Source organism: Silvimonas sp. (assembly GCF_031291215.1).
Lineage (GTDB): Bacteria > Pseudomonadota > Gammaproteobacteria > Burkholderiales > Chitinibacteraceae > Silvimonas > Silvimonas soli.
This window is the reverse complement of record NZ_JARLJK010000122.1, coordinates 210513-231058: the sequence shown is the minus strand read 5'-3', so window position 1 is coordinate 231058 and position 20546 is coordinate 210513. Positions and strand designations below refer to the sequence as shown.

19 protein-coding genes are annotated in these 20546 nt (G+C 56.8%); 6 read left to right on the top strand and 13 right to left on the bottom strand.

Features of this window, described 5'->3' with window-relative positions:
- Positions 1-46 precede the first annotated feature (46 nt).
- From P4L78_RS13800 to P4L78_RS13790, 3 genes are all read right to left on the bottom strand, one after another.
- The gene (locus P4L78_RS13800; protein WP_283149787.1) at positions 47-1531 is read right to left on the bottom strand and encodes a DegQ family serine endoprotease; all 1485 of its coding nucleotides are present in this window, start codon (positions 1529-1531) and stop codon (positions 47-49) included.
- A gap of 90 nt (positions 1532-1621) precedes the next feature.
- Complete coding sequence (locus P4L78_RS13795) at positions 1622-2941, bottom strand: ATP-binding protein (RefSeq protein WP_309328525.1); 1320 nt, start codon at positions 2939-2941, stop codon at positions 1622-1624.
- On the bottom strand, positions 2938-3603 hold the full coding sequence (locus P4L78_RS13790) for a response regulator (RefSeq protein ID WP_283149789.1): 666 nt from the start codon (positions 3601-3603) through the stop codon (positions 2938-2940). Before P4L78_RS13790 ends, P4L78_RS13795 begins: the two co-directional genes overlap by 4 nt.
- A gap of 108 nt (positions 3604-3711) precedes the next feature.
- Here P4L78_RS13790 and P4L78_RS13785 point away from each other — a divergent pair, with 108 nt between their 5' ends.
- Positions 3712-4998: a ClcB-like voltage-gated chloride channel protein gene (locus tag P4L78_RS13785; protein ID WP_283149790.1), complete on the top strand. Its 1287-nt coding sequence runs from the start codon at positions 3712-3714 to the stop codon at positions 4996-4998.
- Between the two features lie 128 nt (positions 4999-5126).
- On the opposite strand, the gene P4L78_RS13780 is transcribed toward P4L78_RS13785, so the two are convergent.
- Together P4L78_RS13780 and P4L78_RS13775 are read right to left on the bottom strand one after the other, a co-directional pair.
- Positions 5127-5423: a PsiF family protein gene (locus tag P4L78_RS13780; protein WP_309328524.1), complete on the bottom strand. Its 297-nt coding sequence runs from the start codon at positions 5421-5423 to the stop codon at positions 5127-5129.
- A gap of 144 nt (positions 5424-5567) precedes the next feature.
- Entirely contained in the window at positions 5568-7808 is a 2241-nt protein-coding gene (locus P4L78_RS13775) for a patatin-like phospholipase family protein (RefSeq protein WP_309328523.1), read from the bottom strand.
- A gap of 244 nt (positions 7809-8052) precedes the next feature.
- Here P4L78_RS13775 and P4L78_RS13770 point away from each other — a divergent pair, with 244 nt between their 5' ends.
- Complete coding sequence (locus tag P4L78_RS13770) at positions 8053-9369, top strand: anaerobic C4-dicarboxylate transporter family protein (protein ID WP_283149793.1); 1317 nt, start codon at positions 8053-8055, stop codon at positions 9367-9369.
- Between the two features lie 102 nt (positions 9370-9471).
- Positions 9472-9735, top strand: coding sequence for a hypothetical protein (locus P4L78_RS13765; protein WP_309328522.1), 264 nt, complete (start codon positions 9472-9474; stop codon positions 9733-9735).
- A 101-nt stretch (positions 9736-9836) separates the two neighbouring features.
- On the opposite strand, the gene P4L78_RS13760 is transcribed toward P4L78_RS13765, so the two are convergent.
- The 7 genes from P4L78_RS13760 to leuC form a co-directional block, all read right to left on the bottom strand.
- Positions 9837-12152 (bottom strand): Tex family protein, encoded by a 2316-nt coding sequence (locus P4L78_RS13760; RefSeq protein ID WP_309328521.1) that lies wholly within the window; start codon positions 12150-12152, stop codon positions 9837-9839.
- An 87-nt stretch (positions 12153-12239) separates the two neighbouring features.
- On the bottom strand, positions 12240-13112 hold the full coding sequence (locus tag P4L78_RS13755; protein WP_283149795.1) for an Asd/ArgC dimerization domain-containing protein: 873 nt from the start codon (positions 13110-13112) through the stop codon (positions 12240-12242).
- A gap of 214 nt (positions 13113-13326) precedes the next feature.
- Complete coding sequence (gene leuB, locus P4L78_RS13750) at positions 13327-14391, bottom strand: 3-isopropylmalate dehydrogenase (protein WP_390901546.1); 1065 nt, start codon at positions 14389-14391, stop codon at positions 13327-13329.
- Positions 14392-14557: 166 nt separating this feature from the next.
- Positions 14558-15292: a glucosamine-6-phosphate deaminase gene (gene nagB / locus P4L78_RS13745; RefSeq protein ID WP_283149796.1), complete on the bottom strand. Its 735-nt coding sequence runs from the start codon at positions 15290-15292 to the stop codon at positions 14558-14560.
- 219 nt (positions 15293-15511) lie between these two features.
- On the bottom strand, positions 15512-16153 hold the full coding sequence (leuD, locus tag P4L78_RS13740; protein ID WP_283149797.1) for a 3-isopropylmalate dehydratase small subunit: 642 nt from the start codon (positions 16151-16153) through the stop codon (positions 15512-15514).
- Between the two features lie 9 nt (positions 16154-16162).
- Entirely contained in the window at positions 16163-16279 is a 117-nt protein-coding gene (locus P4L78_RS13735) for an entericidin A/B family lipoprotein (RefSeq protein WP_283149798.1), read from the bottom strand.
- A 55-nt stretch (positions 16280-16334) separates the two neighbouring features.
- Entirely contained in the window at positions 16335-17741 is a 1407-nt protein-coding gene (gene leuC / locus P4L78_RS13730) for a 3-isopropylmalate dehydratase large subunit (protein ID WP_309328520.1), read from the bottom strand.
- Positions 17742-17928: 187 nt separating this feature from the next.
- On the opposite strand from leuC, the gene P4L78_RS13725 reads away from it, so the two are divergent.
- From P4L78_RS13725 to P4L78_RS13715, 3 genes are all read left to right on the top strand, one after another.
- Positions 17929-18714: a helix-turn-helix transcriptional regulator gene (locus tag P4L78_RS13725; protein WP_283149800.1), complete on the top strand. Its 786-nt coding sequence runs from the start codon at positions 17929-17931 to the stop codon at positions 18712-18714.
- 94 nt (positions 18715-18808) lie between these two features.
- Entirely contained in the window at positions 18809-19243 is a 435-nt protein-coding gene (locus P4L78_RS13720; RefSeq protein WP_283149801.1) for a ribonuclease domain-containing protein, read from the top strand.
- Entirely contained in the window at positions 19234-19518 is a 285-nt protein-coding gene (locus P4L78_RS13715) for a barstar family protein (protein ID WP_283149802.1), read from the top strand. The genes P4L78_RS13720 and P4L78_RS13715 overlap by 10 nt, the downstream gene beginning before the upstream one ends.
- Positions 19519-19662: 144 nt before the next feature.
- Here P4L78_RS13715 and P4L78_RS13710 read toward each other — a convergent pair whose 3' ends face one another.
- Positions 19663-20448, bottom strand: a complete 786-nt coding sequence (locus P4L78_RS13710; RefSeq protein WP_309328519.1) for a ferritin-like domain-containing protein — start codon at positions 20446-20448, stop codon at positions 19663-19665.
- Positions 20449-20546: the final 98 nt, after the last annotated feature.

Genomic DNA, 20546 nt, shown 5'->3' with positions numbered 1-20546 from the left:
CTGCCGACACTTGCAAACACTTTAAAACGGGCTAAAAACCAGCTACTTAGCCCAGATTAATCGGTACAAAAATCTTGGCGTCACCGCGCTGGACCAGCAGCGCCACATGATCCCCCGCCTTGGCCACCAAGACTTTCAATTGCTCGGCACTGGTCACATTGGTGCCATTGATTGCCAGCAAGACATCACCAGGTTCAATGCCAGCGCGAGCGGCCGGGCCGCCAGCTTGTTCCACCACCAGACCGCCAGCAATCCCGGATTCCTGTTTTTCATCCGGCGACAGGGGTCGCACGGCCAAGCCCAGGCGCCCGTGATCCTGAGTAGGGTTAGCGGCAGCAACCTTGCTGTCTTTAGCCTCGCCAATTTTGGCGTCGACATCAACTGTCTTGCCATTACGCCAGACCTGCAAACGCGCGTCGGCGCCGGGTGCGAGGCTGGCAACGGCTGGCGGCAATTCGCTGGAGCTTTCCACCGTTTTGCCGTTGAGTTTGAGCACGATATCGCCCGCTTTCAGGCCAGCCTTGGCGCCCGGACTATCCGGCTCAACACCACTGACCAACGCACCAGTCGGTGTCTTCAGACCAAACGACTGGGCCAAAGCCTGATTCACATCCTGAATGGTGATACCCAGACGACCACGCGTGACCTTGCCGTGCGCCACAATCTGCTGCGAAACATTGCGGGCAATATCAATCGGGATGGAGAACGACAGGCCCTGAAAACCGCCGCTGCGCGAGTAAATTTGCGAATTGATACCGATGACTTCGCCATTCAAATTGAACAGCGGGCCGCCAGAGTTACCTGGATTGATCGGCGCATCGGTCTGGATAAACGGGGTATAGCCTTCATCCGGCAGCGAGCGGGACTTGGCGGAAATAATCCCGGCAGTCACCGAGTTCTCAAAGCCGAACGGCGAGCCAATCGCCAGCACCCAATCCCCCACGCGCGATGCCGCCGGGTCGCCCAGCTTCAGGGTTGGCAGGTTGTCCGCCTTGATCTTGAGTACGGCGACATCGGTCGCTTTATCCGCGCCCAGTACCTTGGCAGTGAACTCACGCTTGTCCGTCAGTTTGACGGTGACTTCGCTGGCATCTGCTACCACGTGCGCGTTGGTCAAAATAAGGCCGTCCGGGCTGATAATGAAGCCGGAACCCAAGGCGTGCAGCGGCTGCCCTTGCCCACCTTCCCCATCTTGCGGTGGCTGAATGCCAAAGCGGCGGAAGAATTCGTAAAACGGATCGTCTGGATCAAGCCCCGGTGCACCCTGGCCTTGGCGTGTAGCAGTCTTGACCTGACCGGTTACGCTCACGTTCACCACTGCGGGGCCATAGCGGGCAACGATATCGCTGAAATTAGGTAAAGCAGCCTGAGGTGAAGCCAGCCCGGCAACGGCTTGTGTCGTTGCGGGCGGGGTATTACCGGCAAATGCTTCAGGCAGCAAATGGCCGTTGATTTTGGCCACGGAGAATCCAAGCACCCCAGCCAGCCCGAGGGCGAGGGCCGTTGTCTTCCAGGTTCGTGTCGTCTTCATGGTTTGTTACTCCTTTGCAGTCATCTTGGTGGACCGTTGCAATGGAGATTAAACGCCTGACCTTAAACGGCACTTAAACAGAACGACGAGCTAAACAGCTTTGGCTGCGTTTGTGAAAATCACCTCAACTGCCAGCCCACCCAAGGCCGAGTCGCCCAGACTGACCTTGGCAGACTGGCGAGCTGCCACGGCTTTTACAATGGCCAGCCCCAAGCCACTGCCCGCTGCCGAAGTCCCTGGCCGCCGGTAAAACCGGTCAAACACGCGCTCGCGCTCGTCCACCGGAATGCCCGGTCCGCTATCGCTGACCCGAAAAAACGGCTGGCCCTGCTCGTTCAGTCCGGTTGCCACATCAACTTGACCGCCCTGCGGCGTATAGCGGATGGCATTGCCGATCAGATTGGCAAACAGAATTCGCACTGATTCCCGATCACCCACGATTTGTGGCTGTGCCGTGCCAGGAGCCAGCCCGATATCCAGATTATTGGCTTCGGCCAGCGTCAGGTGATCTGCCAGCACCTCTCCGGCCACCTCTGTCAAATCGATCGTCACCGACGTTTGCGAAGGATTGTCCGGCTCCGCCCGGGCCAGCGTCAGTAGTTGCTGCAATACATGCACTGCTCGGTCCAGCCCCGATTGCAGCGCATTGAGCGCCACTGTGCGTTCCGCCGCGTTGTCCGCACGCTCCAGCAACTGTAACTGCAGTTGCAAGGCGGTCAGCGGCGTGCGCAGTTCGTGCGCAGCGTCGGCGGTAAAGGTGCGTTGCGCATTCATCGCCTGGTCGAGGCGCCCCATCAACGTGTTGATGGCATTGACCAGCACGCCAGCTTCAACCGGCACCTTGTTCACGGCAATGGGGTCCAGCGTGGCCGGCGTGCGCGCAGCAACCGCACCTGCCAGATCGTCCAGTGGCTTCAAGCCACGCCCCACCGCCAGCCAGCCGATCACCGCCAGCAAAGGCAGCATGGCCAGAAACGGCATCACCGTTCGCACGGCGGCCATCAATGCCAATTGATTGCGAATACGTAACGGCTGGGCGACTTGGACGACTTCGCCAACCAATGGGATCGAAAACGCCCGCCACGTCCCTTCTTTGGTTTCCACGTTAGAAAAACCCAACTGGGCCTGATCTGGCAGAACGCGATGCGGATGCGACATATAGATCCGCATGCCGCGGTCGTTCCAGACCTGAATCACAAAATCAAAATCACCGCGCTCGTTGGAGGGGCGCGGTAAAGCACCGATGAAGTTCTGATCGCGCAGCGCCAACGCCATCTGGCGCAACTGGTAATCAAACAGCGCGTTGGCTTCTTCGCGGGCGCGATAAAAAGTAATGCCCGCGCCTAGCGCAATCGCACCACACAGCACGGCCAACAATGAGGCAACCAGTTGTTTACGAATGGAAATCATGCGTTGGCCTTGGGCACAAAATAACCCACGCCGCGCAGATTTTTGATCCACTCTGGCCCGAGCTTGCGGCGCAACGCATGGATATACACCTCAACCGTATTGGAGCCGATCTCTTCGCCCCAGCCATACAGCCGCTCTTCCAGTTGCGTACGCGACAGCGGCACGCCGGGGCGCTCAGCCAACGCCGCCAGCAAGGCGTATTCGCGCGCCGACAGCGTCACCGGCTGGCCGCTCAACACCACTTCACGCGTTGCCGGGTTGATGCGTAGCGCGCCCAGATCAAGCACCGGATCAACCCGCCCGGCATGACGACGCAACACGGCCCGGATGCGGGCGGCTAGCTCATTCAGGTCAAACGGTTTGACTACGTAGTCGTCGGCCCCTGCATCCAGTCCCTCAATGCGGTTTTCCACCGTATCGCGCGCGGTGAGGATCAGTACCGGTCGGCCATCGTTGCGTCGGCGCATGCCTTGCAGCAAGGCTAGCCCAGACTTGCGCGGCAGTGAGAGGTCCAGCAATACCAGTTCATGCTCGCCACAACTGAGCGCGGTTTCGCCTTCGCTGCCATCGCGCGCCCAATCCACAGTCATGCCCAGAGATTTGAGTCCCTGTTGCACGGCCTCCCCGATCATTGCATCGTCTTCTACCAGCAAAACCCGCACCGTAATTCTCCTGAAACCCGCATGAACCAGACATGACCATCACTGATTTGCCCTGTATTGTAGCGAGCACAATTGCCTGTCGTGCAAAACCGTCTGCGATCATTTCTCATGCCCATTCCTTTTCGCCATGTTTTGCTGTTGCTGCTGTGGTCCGCGCTAGCCGGTATCGGCGGTGCGCTGGCCACGTTGTTGTTCCGCGAAGCCATTACGCTGGGTCTGGGTGTTATCAACGGTCACACGGGTTGGGGCCTGGTTGATACCGCCAGAAATCTGGGTTTGTGGCAACGGGTGGCGCTACCCACGATAGGTGGCTTGCTGGCCGGACTGGTGTTGCAATTTTTGCTCAGCGACGCCCAGCGACGCGCCCGTGTGGACTATATGGAAGCCGTTACCGTAGGCAGCGGCAACGTCAGCGCGCGCGGCAGCCTGGTGCGTAGCTTGTCGTCGTTATTCAGCATTGTTTCCGGTGGCTCATTGGGGCGGGAAGGATCGATGGTGCAACTGGCCGCGCTGGGTGGCTCATGGCTAGGGCAAATCACCCGCATGCCGACTGGCGAGCGCCGCTTGCTGGTGGCGTGCGGCGCGGCGTCGGGCATGGCCTGCGCCTATAACGCGCCCCTGGCTGGCGCACTGTTTGTGGCCGAGATCGTGTTGGGGTCCATCGCGATGCCGAGTCTGGGACCGCTACTGATTGCTGCGGTGGTGGGCAGCCAGTTGTTTCATCACCTATGGAACAGCGCCCCCATTTTTGAAATCCCGCCGCTGGGTTTTGTCTCAAGCTGGGAACTACCCGGCTACGTTGTACTGGGCCTGCTCTGCGGAATGCTGGCACCGGCGTTCCTGAAAACACTCAATCTCGCCAAAGCAGGATTCGCCCACCTCCAACTCCCGCTGCCCATTACGCTGGCGATTGGCGGTTTACTGGTGGGTGTATTGTCTTTGTGGCGGCCAGAGGTGTGGGGCAACGGTTATAGCGTGGTCAGTGCCATGCTGCACGGCGCCTGGGCATGGCAAATGGTGTTGTTGCTGCTGGCCTGCAAAGTGTTGTCGACTTCAGCGAGTATCGGTTCCGGTGCTGTCGGCGGTGTGTTTACCCCGACGCTGTTTGTAGGCGCCGCCACTGGCTTGTTGTTTGGCACCCTCGTCCACACTCTGTTCCCGCATAGCACAGCTGGCCCCACCGTTTATGCGGTATTGGGCATGGGAGCATTTCTGGCCGCGGCCACGCAAGCGCCGTTAATGGCGATTGTGATGATCTTTGAAATGACGCGGGATTACGAAGTGGTCGCGCCGCTCATGGTGGCCTGCGCGCTGGCGTGGTTTGTTTCGCGGCTGTGGCTGAATGCCGACCCGCTTTACCATTCCGGGAGAGAAACCAATCCGCCATCGGCCTGACTGACGCCAGTCAGTGCCGCATCTCTGAAATCCGCATAAACAAAAAAGGCAGCCCTTAAGCTGCCTTTTTTGTTGTCGGCCAAGCCGGAACACCGTTCCTGGCTCGCTCGCCGTTGGCTCGCACCTGTTTATTTCTTCAGGCAAGTGCTCATGTAAGACTTGCGGGCATCGCCCTTCAGGCTTTGCGCAGTGGCATCGGCATTACATGTTTTCATTTTGTCTTGCTGGGTTGCCGGTACCGACGCGGCCGGTGCCGAGGCGCTCAGACAAGTGCTCATGAAAGTCTTGCGTGCATCGCCACTCAGGGCCTTGGTTTTGGCATCGGCATTACACGAGGTCATTTTATCTTGCTGCGAATTGGTAGCCATCACTTGCGTAGAGAACAGCACAGCAGCAGCGAGCAGCGAAATACGGATCAGATTCATGAAGTTTCTCCTTGTTGTGAACTACCAGCGGGGCAGTTTGTGTTAGCCAGTTTAGTCATTCGTTCACAATTGGCATGCAACTCTTCTGTAACGTTGTTTTCTCCAAAGCTTCAGCTTGTTACAAGCCAGCGTCAGCCATTGCCATCAAAATGGATTACCCAGTGTCAGGTAATAGCGCCATTGCCGGTTATCACCGTAGGCCGCGCCCAGATAAAGCGGGCCGAGGAACGATTCAATGGCAATGAATCCAACGCCGGAGTAATGCCATTTACTGGCGGACTGATCAAACGTTGATTCATCCATTTTGCCCGCTTCCGCAGCCAGACCAAGCATGGTACTTCTGCTCTCGGTATTCAAAAATGGCAGCGGGCGATACAGCGTTACGCGGCTATACAGGAATTTGTCACCCAATAATGCCTGGTAGGGATAACTGGAAAGATTCAAAAAACCACCCATCCAGGCCGTATCCACAACGGCATCTGTGGCGTGAGACGTGGTCTGTGCTTTAACCATGACGTAGCCATTGGTCTCGCCCAGTGAAAACGCTTGTTTGCCCAGCAAAGACAAGCGCCCGTAACTGGCTGTGTTCGCACCACCACCCCAAGCCTGGTAGGCACTCAGCTGCAATGCCGTGCCACTGGAGGGGAAGTCTGCGTTGTCGAGTTGGTCATAATTCAGGCTCGCGCGCATACCGTAATCGTGTTGATAGATTTCAGGTAGCGCAATGATCCCCGGCTGGCCATTGGCGTCGGAGGCAAGGATGCCGCCAACCACAGGGCTGGCATGGGCATGCTCGGCCATAAAGCCAATCCGCGCCTCACCATAGCGTGAGAATGTGGAACCCAGATCAATACCGCCTTGCTGTTTGTAAAGCCGGAACTGGCCAACCTGCGTGTTGCCGTCATACAAAGCCAGTGGGCTGGATTGCACCGTAAAATTGGGGGCAACAAACGCGTACCCATCAATTTGCAATGGCTGATAAAACTCGCCACCCAGGGCCATGGTATCGCCAGCCCGCAAAATAACCGATGCCTCGCCACCCAACGAATTCAACCAGGTGCGGCGATAGCGTGCCAGCAACGCATAGGGCGAAGCATTTTCAAAGTCCGTACCAAGAGCAATACCGAAATTGAGATAATTGGGGCCCCAATCCTTTTCAACCGGAATCAGCCGTAATTTCTGCCCGGCACCGTCATCCAGCAATTCGTAATCCAGCTGCGAAAAATCGCCGCGGGAATAGAGGTGCGAAAGTTGATCATGAAAATCACCGCTATCCAGATCCTTGCCCAGTTCCACATCGACGTTTCTGGACAGTACATCCGGATTCACCCGCGTAGTGCGCGCCACTTCAATGCTGTCGATTGGCTTGGGTTGCAGACGTTTACTTTCTCTGGCTACCTCCCATTTATCGTATTCAGCCGGACTAAGTTCATAACGCTGCAATTGCACCAATTGCTGGCGGGCGGCTTTTTCACCGGCAATGATGAAATCGCTGGCTTTATTGAAATCAGTACTTTCCAGCGTGCCTAATGCCGGAGTAATGAGCACATCATCCGGCTTAAGGCTGGCAATTTGCGGGCGCTGGTTTTGTACGATCATCAAGCGCGTGTATTGGTTAGCCACGTCAAAAATGGTGTTGATGCCATCGCGTTTGAGCGGTGGCGAAGCCACATCTACGGCGATGATCACATCTGCACACATCTTGCGCGCGACATCCACGCCCAGATTGCGCGAAAGGCCACCATCCACCAGCAAGTGCTGGCTGCGAGCCACGGGCGGAAAAACCCCCGGCACGGCCATGCTGGCGCGCATTGCGGTCACCAGATCGCCATCGCTCATCACCACCATTTCGCCGGTTTCCAGGTCTGTGGCAATGGCGCGAAATGGCACGCTCAGATCGTCAAAACTCTTTACCGTGCCGCCGTAAGTCAGATCACGCAGCAGCGTGGCAATTTTTTGGGTCTCTATGGCGGACTTGGGCAAAGCCAGTGAACCGTCATCACGCACGCCAACGTCAATTGGCGCCAGGTGCATGTTGTCATCCTGCTTTTGCCGATACGACATCTGTTGCCGTGGCAAACCGGAGCTAAACAAGGCATCCCAGTTGGTTTTACCCGAGAGGGTCGACATGCTCTGCGGAGTCTGCCCGGCGGCGTAACTGCCGCCCACCAACGCCCCGATGCTGGTGCCGACAATGCAATCGACCGGAATATGATTCTCGGCCAGCACTTGCAGCACGCCGATGTGCGCCAGCCCGCGTGCCCCGCCGCCGCCCAGTACTAGACCGATGCGCGGCCGATCCTGCGCCGTGGCTGTTGCCATGGGCACCGCCAGCACCAATGCCGCCATCATCCAGAACATCCAGCCCGATACCGCCTTATGCATGCCTGCCCACCAATCCTGTTGTACCGGCGTGGCCGGTATTCGCTTCTGGCCGCGATTCTAACTGACCACGCAGACTTAACGCACAATTCACTTTAGATAGCGTCAGCGGATTCACACATTTTCGTATTTGCAAAGTTGCAATCTGCCGGATGTATTTACTCTTGTCTCCAACGACAATCGGCAAGTTTTTAAATATTGCCGATAATTAAAGCCGTTTTGGCCGGTAATCCGGATCGGGAAAATCATGATCGCATTGCAATTGGCTGTGGTATTGGCCGCTATTTTGATCGGGGCGCGCCTGGGCGGCGTAGGTTTGGGGTTAATGGGCGGATTGGGGCTGGCCGTGCTGGTATTTGGCTTTCACCTGCAACCAACCAGCGCTCCGATTGACGTGATGTTGATGATCCTGGCGGTGATTACCGCTGCCGGTTGTCTGCAAGCTGCCGGCGGCATGGACTGGCTGGTGCGGGTGGCTGAGCGTTTGCTGCGGCGCAACCCCAAGCGCATTACCTTTTTTGCGCCTTTGGTGACCTACACCTTCACCTTGTTCGCCGGTACCGGCCACGTGGCGTATTCCGTTTTACCGGTCATCGCCGAAGTGGCGCGGGATTCTGGCGTGCGCCCGGAACGTCCGCTATCCATTGCCGTGATCGCTTCACAAGTCGGCATCACCGCCAGCCCGATTTCTGCCGCCACGGTGACTTTGCTGGCCATGCTGGCGCCTTCCGGCGTTGATCTAAGCCACATTTTGCTTGTGGCCATTCCCGCCACCTTGCTGGGCGTGCTGGCCGGTGTAGTTGTAGCCAGCCGCCTGGGCGTGGAACTGGAACTGGACCCTGAATACCAGAGAAGACTGGCCTCTGGCGAGATCGCTCCGCGCCAACCAACCACGGCGGCGGCACCGTTGCCCCGCTCAGCGCTGCTCTCTGTTTGCATCTTCCTGGTTGCCGCGTTGGCGGTCGTACTGCTGGGATCAATCTCCGCCTTGCGCCCGAGTTGGGTTATCGAAGGCAAGCTGATCCAGATGGATATGCCCAGCGCCATTGAAATCGTCATGCTGTCCGCCGCCGCGCTGATTTTGCTGTTGGGCCGGGTAGAAGCTGATCTGGTGGTGCGGGGCAGCGTGTTCCGCGCCGGAGCGGCGGCCGTGGTCGGCATCTTTGGTATTGCGTGGATGGGTGACACCTTCATCCAGGCCAATATGGCGTTTTTCTCCAGCGAGATCAAAACCGCCATTACCGCAGCGCCGTGGCTGTTCGCGCTGGCCTTGTTTGGCATGTCGATCTTGCTGTATTCACAAGCGGCAACCATTCGAGCGTTGATGCCATTGGGCATGGCGCTGGGTTTATCGGCACCCGCACTCATTGCCATGTTCCCCGCCGTGAACGGCTATTTCTTTATTCCCAATTACCCAACCGTGATTGCCGCCATCAATTTCGACCGAACCGGCACCACGCGCATTGGCCGCTGGTTGTTGAATCATAGCTTCATGTTGCCCGGGTTAGCTTGTTCGCTGGTGAGCGTAGCCAGCGGTTTTGGCTTGGTTAAACTGGTGTTCTGAACGTCAAAGGCCAGCACAGCAAATGCCATAAATCAGATTTTTCTGCACACATTTAAGGCAAGTCTGATTTATTGAACATAAAGAGGCACGCATCATCTGCCGATGCCTGCCTCTACCCCTCTTCCAAGCCATTCATATGTCGCCCGCCAAAATCTGGCTGCGGGATATATCAACACGCGGGAAACCCTGGTCAGCGCATTGGGCCTGGGTTGGCGCACACCGCTCTGGCGCCTGGTGCGCCCGACAAAACCTGCTCAACCACGCACAGCAGTTGCCCCCACCAACCGCGCAAAGCTGTTAGCCAACTATCAGGCCGTAGTGACTGGGGATCAATCGCATGAAGAACTAATCGATACCTACGCCTGAGGCTTTCAGACAAGCTAGATAAAAAAAACGCCAACCAGACCGGTTGGCGTTTTGCTGAACGTAGAAGCGCGCACCAATTTGCCGCGCCTTTGCTGCCCGCCTTACTTCTTCAGTTTCAAACCTGCCAGGGCCGATGCCATAGCGCCTTGCGGCTCTGGCTGGCGCTGTACCACCTTACGCTCATTGCGGCTCATGGCCTGACCAGTCACGCCAGCATCCGGTTTCTGGCGACTGTCGTCATTCAGGCGCATGGTCAGTGCTATGCGTTTGCGCTTGGCATCCACCTCTTGCACTTTGACCTTAACCACATCCCCTGCCTTGACCACTTCGCGCGGGTCTTTGATGAACTTGGTGCTCATCGCCGAGATATGTACCAGGCCATCCTGATGCACGCCGATATCTACAAACGCGCCAAAATTGGTGACGTTGGTGACCACGCCTTCCAGCACCATATCTACTTGCAGGTCGGATATTTGTTCCACGCCGTCAGCAAAGCTGGCAGTTTTGAATTCCGGGCGTGGATCGCGGCCCGGTTTTTCCAGTTCGGCCAGAATGTCTTTTACCGTTGGCAAACCAAAGCGTTCATCGGTGAACTCAGCCGCATTCAATTGCTTCAGGAATGTGCCATCGCCAATCAGTGACTTCACTGCTTTCTGCACTTTGGCGACGATTTTTTCGACCACCGGATAGGCTTCCGGGTGCACCGCCGAGCGATCCAGCGGGTTGTCACCATCCATCACGCGCAAGAAGCCGGCAGCCTGTTCAAATGTCTTTTCTCCCAAACGCGGTACTTTGAGGAGTTGGCGACGATTCTTGAACGCGCCATTGGCATCGCGGTAAGCCACAATCTGGCTGGCCAAGGTGGCATTCAAACCGGAAATACGCGTCAGCAAAGCTACCGACGCCATGTTTACGTCCACGCCCACGGCGTTCACGCAGTCCTCAACCACCGCATCCAGCGAACGGGCCAGATCAAGCTGGTTCACGTCATGCTGGTATTGGCCAACGCCGATGGATTTCGGATCAATCTTCACCAGTTCCGCCAGCGGGTCTTGCAAGCGACGCGCAATCGATACCGCGCCACGCAACGATACATCCAGTTCCGGAAACTCTTTGGCGGCCAGTTCCGACGCCGAATACACCGATGCGCCAGCTTCTGACACCACCAGCTTGGTCATTTTGTGTTCGGGGTGCAGCTTGATCAGGTCCATCGCCAGCTTGTCGGTTTCACGGCTGGCGGTGCCGTTGCCAATCGCAATCAGATCAACCTTGTGCTTGCTGGCCAGCGCGGCCAATACGGCCAGCGATTCATTCCACTGCTTACGCGGCTCATGCGGGTAGATCGTCGCGGTATCCAGCAGTTTGCCGGTGGCATCGACCACCGCCACTTTGCAGCCGGTACGCAAACCAGGATCAAGACCCATGGTGGCACGCGGACCCGCCGGAGCGGCCAGCAGCAAGTCTTTCATATTGGTGGCAAACACCTGGATCGCCGCACCTTCCGCCCGCTCACGCATCTGGTTGATGAGTTCGGACTCCAAGCTCAGCGCAATCTTGGCGCGCCAGGTCAGGCGTACGGTGTCCAGCAGCCATTTGTCCGCCGGGCGACCGAGATTTTCGATGCCATTGCGACGGGCAATTTTCAGCTCACACACGCCCGGGCCAACCGGCTTGGCGGTTTCGTCCAGTTCTTCCGGCAGTGGCAATGCCAGCGTCAGAATGCCTTCGTTGCGGGCACGCAGCACGGCCAAAGCCCGGTGTGACGGCACATCACGCCACGGTTCGTCGTATTCAAAATAGTCTGAGAACTTCGCGCCCTCTTCCGCCTTACCTTCGACCAGGCGGGTTTTAACGTGCGCCTTGCTGGCCACGTGTTCGCGCAGATCACCCACCAGTTGGGCATCTTCAGCAAACTGTTCCATCAGAATGGCGCGGGCACCATCCAGCGCGGCTTTGACATCGGCCACGCCTTTCTCGGCATCGACATAGGCTGCCGCGACGGCTTCCGGGTTTTGCGTTGGATCGGTCAACAAACCTTGTGCCAGCGGGTCCAGGCCAGCTTCTTTGGCGATCTGGGCGCGGGTGCGACGCTTGGGTTTGAACGGCAGATACAAGTCTTCCAGCCGTTGTTTGTTGTCGGCATCCAGCAACTGCAGTTTGAGTTCAGGCGTGAGCTTGCCTTGTTCATCCACACTGGCAATCACGGCACCGCGCCGCTCTTCCAGTTCCCGCAAATAGCGCAGGCGTACTTCCAGATTACGCAACTGCGTGTCATCCAGCCCGCCGGTGACTTCCTTGCGATAACGGGCAATGAACGGCACGGTCGCGCCTTCATCCAGCAGTTGTACGGCGGAGGCCACCTGGGCCTCGCGGCAGACCAGTTCGGTGGCAAGGCGGGAATGAATACTCGGTAGCATCCTGCGGACTATCCTTAAAGCGATGATGTTTTGTGCAACGGCGCCAACATGTGCCTGCCTGGCGCCGTGAAGGCGAAACGCGTGATTTTACGCGCCAAGCAACTCGGCGACGACCGCCAGTGCGCCCAGACGAGCGTTATCGACCACGGCCCACAGGGTGATGGTCTTGCCATCTTCGCTCACATGTACTTCGCTGATCCACACTAGATCGGCGCCAATCACGTCTTGCGGGGTCGCGATGCCGTCGGCACCTTCGACATCCAGCACAAACAGGCCCGGACTGGCCCGCAAAGCGGTAATTACGGCTTCGCGAGTGGTTTCCTGGATCAAGCGCACCGACAAAGTCGCGCCATGACCAAAGAACAGCGGTGCTTGTACGCGTTGCACGCTATCGAGCAGTGGCGCACCCAGTTGCTGGTTCACCACATTGCGGATGGTTTCCGATTGCGCATGCGGCAAGGGGAACAGGTTGAAGGCCAGGCGCTTGGGGAAAGCGCCGTTTTCGATCTCTTCATTGGAGAACAAAGCACGAGTCTGTCTGGAAAGCGTTTCAACGCCAGTCTGGCCTTGCGAGGAGGCGGACTCGATCAGCGTGGCGTGCGCGCGGGCAATCGACAAGCCGGACATCGCAATCAGCGGGCGCGACAAAATGGCGAACGATGCCAGCGGTGCAGTGGCGTCGAGTAGACGGCAACCGGCTGCCTTGGCGGCAGGCGCGTACTCTTTCAGCTCGGCGCGGCTACCGGCAAATACGGCAACCTGCGCCAGCGACCAGTCAAATTCGGCGACTTCGAGCACGGCGTAGTCTTCGCCCCGGAAAGAAACCAGCGAGGTTTCATCATCAACGGCCAAGGCGTAGATTTCGTCGATCGCTACCGGGCTTTCGGCCAGGACTTCCAGCAGGGTGCTGCCAAAGGGGCCGTGGGCGCCAAGGATGGCGAGCGAGATGCGTTCAGACATGTGGTGTACTCCTAAGCTGCGAGCGCGGTGGCGTGCCACCCGTGTGGCATCCGGAACAGTGTGCGCCAGCTTTCCAGCATTTCGCCTACTTTCCGCCCTCTCCCTGAGAGGGACCTGTCGCGCCCGAATAATTGAAATAAAGCAGATTCAGGGAAGCGCGCAAAACAAAACAGGGCGCAATTAGCGCCCCGTTTCCGTTGAGCAATCCGTGATTTTACAGTGCTGCCACCACGGCGTCGCCCATTTCGCTGCAAGACACTTTTTTGGTGCCTTCTTCATAGATATCGCCGGTGCGCAAACCATCGGCCAATACCTTTTTGACTGCGGTTTCGACACGCTGGGCTGCTGCTTCGTTGTTCAAGCTGTAACGCAGCAACATGGCCAGCGACAGAATCGTTGCCAGCGGATTTGCCAGGTTCTTGCCCGCGATATCCGGTGCCGAACCATGACTTGGCTCGTACATGCCCTTGTTGTTCTGATCCAGCGAGGCCGATGGCAGCATGCCAATCGAACCGGTCAGCATCGAGGCTTCATCCGACAGAATGTCGCCAAAGATATTGCCGGTCACCATCACGTCAAATTGCTTGGGATTGCGCACCAGTTGCATGGCAGCGTTATCCACATACATGTGGGTCAGCGTCACGTCCGGATATTCTTTCGCCACATCGGTGACGATTTCTTTCCAGAATTCGGTGGTTTCCAGCACATTGGCCTTATCGACCGAGCACAGCTTTTTGTTGCGCTTTTGCGCGGCCTTGAAGGCCACGTGCGCAATGCGGCGGATTTCTGACTCGGCGTAGCGCATGGTGTTGAAACCTTCGCGCTCGCCTGCTTCGTTCACATGCACGCCACGCGGCTGGCCAAAGTAGATATCGCCGGTCAGTTCACGCACGATCAGGATATCCAGACCGGACACGACCTCTGGCTTGAGCGTGGAAGCATTGGCCAGTTCCGGGTACAGAATGGCCGGGCGCAAGTTGGCGAACAGATTCAGATCTTTACGGATAGCCAACAGACCCCGTTCCGGACGCAGCGGGCGATCCAGCGTGTCGTACTGTGGACCGCCGACTGCCCCCAGCAAGATGGCATCGGCTTCGCGCGCCAGCTTTTGCGTGAACTCGGGATACGGCGAACCGTATTGGTCGTACGCAGCGCCACCCAGCGGGGCTTCAACCGTTTCTACATCCAGACCATCATTACGCAGCTTGTCGAGCACACGCTTGGCCTGGTTGACGATTTCGGGACCAATGCCATCACCGGGGAGAATCAGAATCTTCATGAGTATGTTTCGCCAGAAAAATAAAAACCCGACCATTTAAAGGCCACCAGAAAAAGCGCTCTGGCACGACGCCCAACCGCAGACAGTACAAGTAGTACGGCCAGGTTGGGCAACACAGCCAGAGCGGTTTTGCTGGTGGCCCCGAAGGCCGGGTTCAGGGTTTGAATTAGCTGTGCGACAGCTTGTAATTCACGTCGCAATCAGTCAGAACAATCACGCGCGGGTGGGTTTGCAGCAACGAAGCTGGCACCTGCGTCGAGATCGGGCCGTTCAGCGTGCGATCGAGGATTTCGGCTTTTTCCTGGCCTTTCACCACCAGCAGGATGGCCTTGGCGTGCAGGATGGAGCCCATGCCCATCGTCACCGCGTGAGTCGGCACTTCGTCGAGCGAATTAAAGAAGCGTTTGTTGGCTTCGCGAGTGTCTTCCTTCAGCGTTACCTTGTGGGTAAAGCGCGAAAGCTCGGTATCTGGTTCGTTAAACCCGATATGGCCGTTGTGGCCAATACCCAGCAACTGCATATCTACCGGGCCTTGCTGATACAGCGCTTCGTCGTAGCGACGACATTCGGCTTCGATATCCGGCGCATTGCCATTGGGCACGTGCGTGTTCTTCGGATCAATGTCGATGTGGTCGAACAGATTGCGCTGCATGAAGCTGCGATAGGATTCTGCGTGCGTTACCGGCAAACCCACATATTCGTCCAGATTGAACGTGCGGGTTTCCTTGAAACTGATCAAGCCTTGTTGGTACGCTTTGACCATTTCCTGGTACATGCCCACCGGCGAACCACCGGTTGCCATCCCCAAGACGGCGTTAGGGCGTCCGCGTACTACGGACATCATCAGGTCCGCGGCGACGCGGTCCAGTTCGGCTTGATTCTTGAATTTATGCAGGATCATGGTTTCGTTTCCCGTGCTTATATTTTAATGAGAGTGTAAGACCTGAAACTCGAACTATAGCAACTGCCAGCAATTTGCCGCTGCCTCAGGCCAATATTACCGCCATTTTATGTCAGTTGGCGGGCTACAAGCACCCGTTTACGACACTGCATGGCAATCCTGGCGAAATCAAATTCGCCAGGATTGCCGAGGGAAACATCTGCTAAACCCTGATCTGCCTCAAGCGGCAAACAGCCATGGCTGGCTTTGGCGATGCTTTGCCTCGAACGCCTTGATTTCATCAGCGTGCGCCAGCGTCAGACCAATTTCATCCAGACCATTCAACAAGCAATGCTTGCGATGACCGGTGATATCAAAGGCAAACGATGCACCAGACGGCGTAATGACCTTCTGCGCCGCCAGATCAACATTCAGCCGGTAGCCTTCAGTGGCTTGCGCTTCTGCAAATAACTGATCGACCACTTCGGTTGGCAACACAATCGGCAGCACACCGTTTTTGTAGCAGTTATTGAAGAAGATATCTGCAAAGCTTGGCGCGATCACCGCGCGAAAACCGTAGTCTTCCAGCGCCCAGGGCGCATGTTCACGCGATGAACCACAACCAAAGTTGTCACGGGCCAGCAATACTTCAGCGCCGACATAACGCGGATAGTTGAGTACGAAATCCGGGTTGAGCGGACGCTTGCTGTTGTCCATGCCCGGTTCGCCGTGGTCCAGATAACGCCATTCATCAAACAGGTTCGGCCCAAAGCCAGACCGTTTGATCGACTTCAGAAACTGTTTGGGGATGATGGCATCCGTATCCACATTGGCACGATCCAACGGGCAAACCAGACCGTTCAACTGCGTAAAAGCTTTCATGGCATATCCTTACTTGCCGTCGATCTTCTCACCCAGTTTTTGCACATCCTGACCAAAGCCATGCACGGTATTGCAACCGGCAAGGGTCAACACGGACAACATCAGCAAAACAAGCATCGATTTCATGGGTTTAAAGACTCCGCAAGATTCATAGTGAGTTAAGCCGGAGCGCTAGTGCGTCTCAAGCGAAGTCGCGGACATCAACAAAGTGGCCAGCAATGGCTGCAGCTGCTGCCATTTCCGGGCTAACCAGATGGGTACGCCCACCCTGCCCCTGCCGACCTTCAAAGTTACGGTTAGAGGTAGAGGCGCAGCGCTCACCCGGTTCCAATCGGTCCGCGTTCATCGCCAGGCACATCGAGCAGCCCGGCTCACGCCATTCGAAGCCAGCCTCGGTAAAGATTTTGTCGAGGCCTTCCGCTTCAGCCTGCCTTTTTACCAGACCTGAACCTGGCACCACCATAGCGAGCTTCACATTCGCGGCTTTTTTGTGGCCCTTGGCCACCGCTGCCGCTGCGCGCAAATCTTCAATACGCGAATTGGTACAGGAACCAATAAACACCTTGTCGATATTGATCTGCTCAATCGGCGTATCTGCTTGCAGACCCATATATTGCAGTGCGCGTTCCAGACTACCGCGTTTTACCGGGTCTTCAATCAGCGCCGGATTTGGCACTTTGCCGCGCACGGTGGTGACTTGCTCTGGGGATGTACCCCAAGTCACTTGCGGTTCGATGGCGGATGCATCCAGTTCAACCACATGGTCGAACTTGGCGCCTTCATCGGAGACCAGTGTTTTCCAGTAAGTCGTGGCTTGGTCCCATTGCGCCTCGGTTGGGGCGTACGGGCGGCCTTTGAGGTAGTCGACGGTTTTGTCATCCACCGCCACCATGCCAGCACGCGCACCGGCCTCAATCGCCATATTGCACAGGGTCATGCGCCCTTCCATCGACAAACCGCGAATGGCCGAGCCGCCAAATTCGATGGCGTAACCTGTGCCGCCAGCTGTACCGATCTTGCCGATGATTGCCAGCGCAACGTCTTTACCAGTCACGCCACGACCCAGTTCGCCTTCCACCTTCACCAGCATGGCTTTGGATTTCTTGGCCGTCAGTGTTTGCGTTGCCAGCACGTGTTCGACTTCCGATGTGCCGATGCCATGCGCCAGCGCGCCAAATGCGCCATGCGTGGAAGTATGGCTATCGCCACAGACCACGGTCATGCCAGGCAAGGTGGCGCCATTTTCCGGGCCAACCACGTGCACGATGCCTTGACGCAAATCCTTGAACGGGAAGTACGCCAGCGCACCGAAATGCTTGATATTGGCGTCCAGCGTTTCAACTTGCAGGCGCGAGATCGGATCCTTGATGCCTTCGTCCCAATGATCGGTCGGGGTGTTGTGGTCAGCCGTGGCCACTACCGAATCCACCCGCCAAGGCTTGCGCCCGGCCAGTGTCAGGCCTTCAAAGGCTTGCGGGCTGGTCACTTCATGCACCAGGTGGCGATCAATATAGATAAGACAGGTGCCGTCTTCCGACTCATGCACCACGTGGGACTGCCAGAGTTTGTCGTAAAGCGTCTGTGCCATTTATGTCATCCCGATTGCGCCCTTGCCAAGTCGATTTGCAAGAACTGGGTTGGTAGTCAGCCCCCTGAATTGGCAGGCGGCCGACCGGATTAATCTGGTTACGGAGTACAGCTTAGGAGTTTCGATTTGCGCTAACAAGCCAGGCATTTATACTGGTATAAATACTAACTGGTAACAGGATGATGCAATGTCTATCCGTCGCAAAGAACTGGGCGAGTTCCTGAACGCGCTGCGCCAGAAATGCGAGCCTGCCGCGTTTGGTTTTCCAGTCGGGCAACGCCGCCGTACTCAAGGGTTACGCCGCGAAGAAGTCGCCCAACTGGCCGATATCAGCCCCACCTGGTACACCTGGATTGAACAAGGCCGCGAGATCAGCGTTTCCGGCAAAGCATTGCACCGACTGGCGCAGGCCATGCGGCTGGATAAAACCCAACGCGCTTATCTATTTGAGTTGGCAGGCCAGCGCGATATCCAACCCGGCACCGCCGAACTGGAAACCACCCCGCCGTTTCTGCAGCAGATTGTTGACGATTTTCGCATGCCAGCCTACGTGATGGGGCGCTATTGGGACATGCTGGCCTGGAATGCCGCTGCTGCCGACTTGTTTGGGGACTGGCTGGATGCTGATCGCGCACCCAACCTGCTGCGTTTTGTGTTCGCGGACCCGCAAGCGCGCACACTGGTAGAGGATTGGGAATCACGTGCACAACGACTGGTGGCTGAGTTTCGAGCCGATAGCCGTGATCAACTGGAAGACGCGGTTCTGATGCAGCTGATAGATAGTCTGCATCAGGCCAGCCCGGAATTTGCTACTTACTGGAAACGCTATGATGTTCTGGAACGACACGGTGGATTGCGCGGGTTCAATCACCCGGTGCATGGGCATATGAACTTGAGCCAGGTCACTTTTCAGTTGGTGGATCAGGATCATCTCAAGCTGGTGTTACTCACCCGCACACCCGAGCCTGAGTAAACCGATCACCGCTGAATGATCACTTTGACCTGGACCATTCGACTATCCATAATCAGACGTCACTACTTGGACGTCACTACTTGCGGGCTTACTCATGCGCTTTCTTGTTTCGTTATTCCTGGCGGGCTTGTGTGGTTCAGCAATGGCAGCGCCGTCCTGCAATCAGGTAGTGCAGGATCTGAACCAACGCATCAGCCCCAAGGTAGATGCAACGCAGTTGGCACAAACACTTGGCGCGCTGGCCCAAACCGGGCGCTTGCCTGATAGCTATGTCACCAAGCGCGCAGCAGAAAATGCCGGTTGGCGACCGGGCAGCAATCTGTGGCAAACCCAGCCGGGAAAGTCCATAGGTGGCGATCGCTTTGGTAACTACGAACACCGTTTGCCCAATGGCCAATATAAAGAAGCTGATCTGGATTATCGCGGCGGCAAGCGCGGTGCCAAACGGCTAATCTTTGGCAATGATGGTCGCCGTTATGTCACGGTCGATCATTATCAAACCTTTACCGAGGTACCGGCATGTCAGTAAAGAAACCAACCCTAGTGACGCTGACCCATATCCATAAAATGGACGATGTATACGACCAGTTCAGCGCCCAACTCGCCCTGCCCGACTACTTTGGTCGCAATCTGGATGCGCTTTACGACGTGTTGACCTCAGACGTAGCCGGCCCTCTGCAAATTGTCTGGCATGGCGCAAAAACCGCAGAAGGCCACCTCGGGCATGAGCACTACGCAGCGCTGCTGGCAGTGTTTGATGATGTGGGTGAAGAACGCGACGATCTGGAAGTGATCCTTTCCTAGCCGTCCTCTGCCTTCAGGCCGAACATAAATAATCGGCAAAACGAAAACGCCAATCTGCGGTTACGGATTGGCGTTTGTTTTGGTGAAGCTGTATTGGCAAGTGGCGGCCAAGCAGTGAGCCCTTCCCCGCGCCTGCAACCCGGTTCAGCTCTGCAGCGACTCAATCAGCGCCAGTTCCTCATCACTAAAACCCGCTTCACGCCGCGCCGCATGATTCAACGCACCGGGATATGCCGGCACCGCGTAATCCCGTAACAGGCTGACAAATGTCGCCACCGGCTCCAGCCCGCGCTGTTCGCAGCACCAGTGATACCACCTGTTACCGATCTGCACGTGTCCAATCTCGTCGCGCAAAATCACATCGAGAATTTTTGCTGCCTGACGATCCCCCACCGACCATAACCTGGCGCGGATACCGGGAGTCACATCCAGCCCGCGCGCTTCCAGAATGCGCGGCACCAGCGCCATGCGGACCATTACATCGTGATCTGTGCGCAACGCCATATCCCACAGACCGTTATGTGCGGGAAAGTCACCGTAATCAAAGCCGGATTTCTGTAGGTAATCGCGCAACAAGGTGAAATGCAGTGCCTCCTCTTTTGCCACCTGCAGCCAGTCTTCGTAGTAAGCCAAAGGCATTTCGCGAAAACGATATATGGCATCAAGCGCAAGGTTCACCGCATTGAATTCAATATGCGCCAGCGCATGTAACAGCGCCGCCCTTCCTTCTATCGAACCCAACCCACGCTTGGGTACTTTCTTGGGAGAAATAAGGATCGGTTTCGGCGGGCGGCCCGGCTCTGCCAATCGACGCGGTTCCGGGCTGATTGGCATGGGCGCCATTGCGACGATCCCGTTGAGCAGCGCAATTTTTTCATCAGGATCAAATGCCAGCAGCGCAGTTTCAACCGAAGTAAGTGAATTTGACATTTCTCATTATTATCAACAAGTTCCGATCAACAATCCGTGATTAATCACAAAGCAAAAACCGGAATAGTCACGTATTCCTACGCTTAGATGGCGATAAG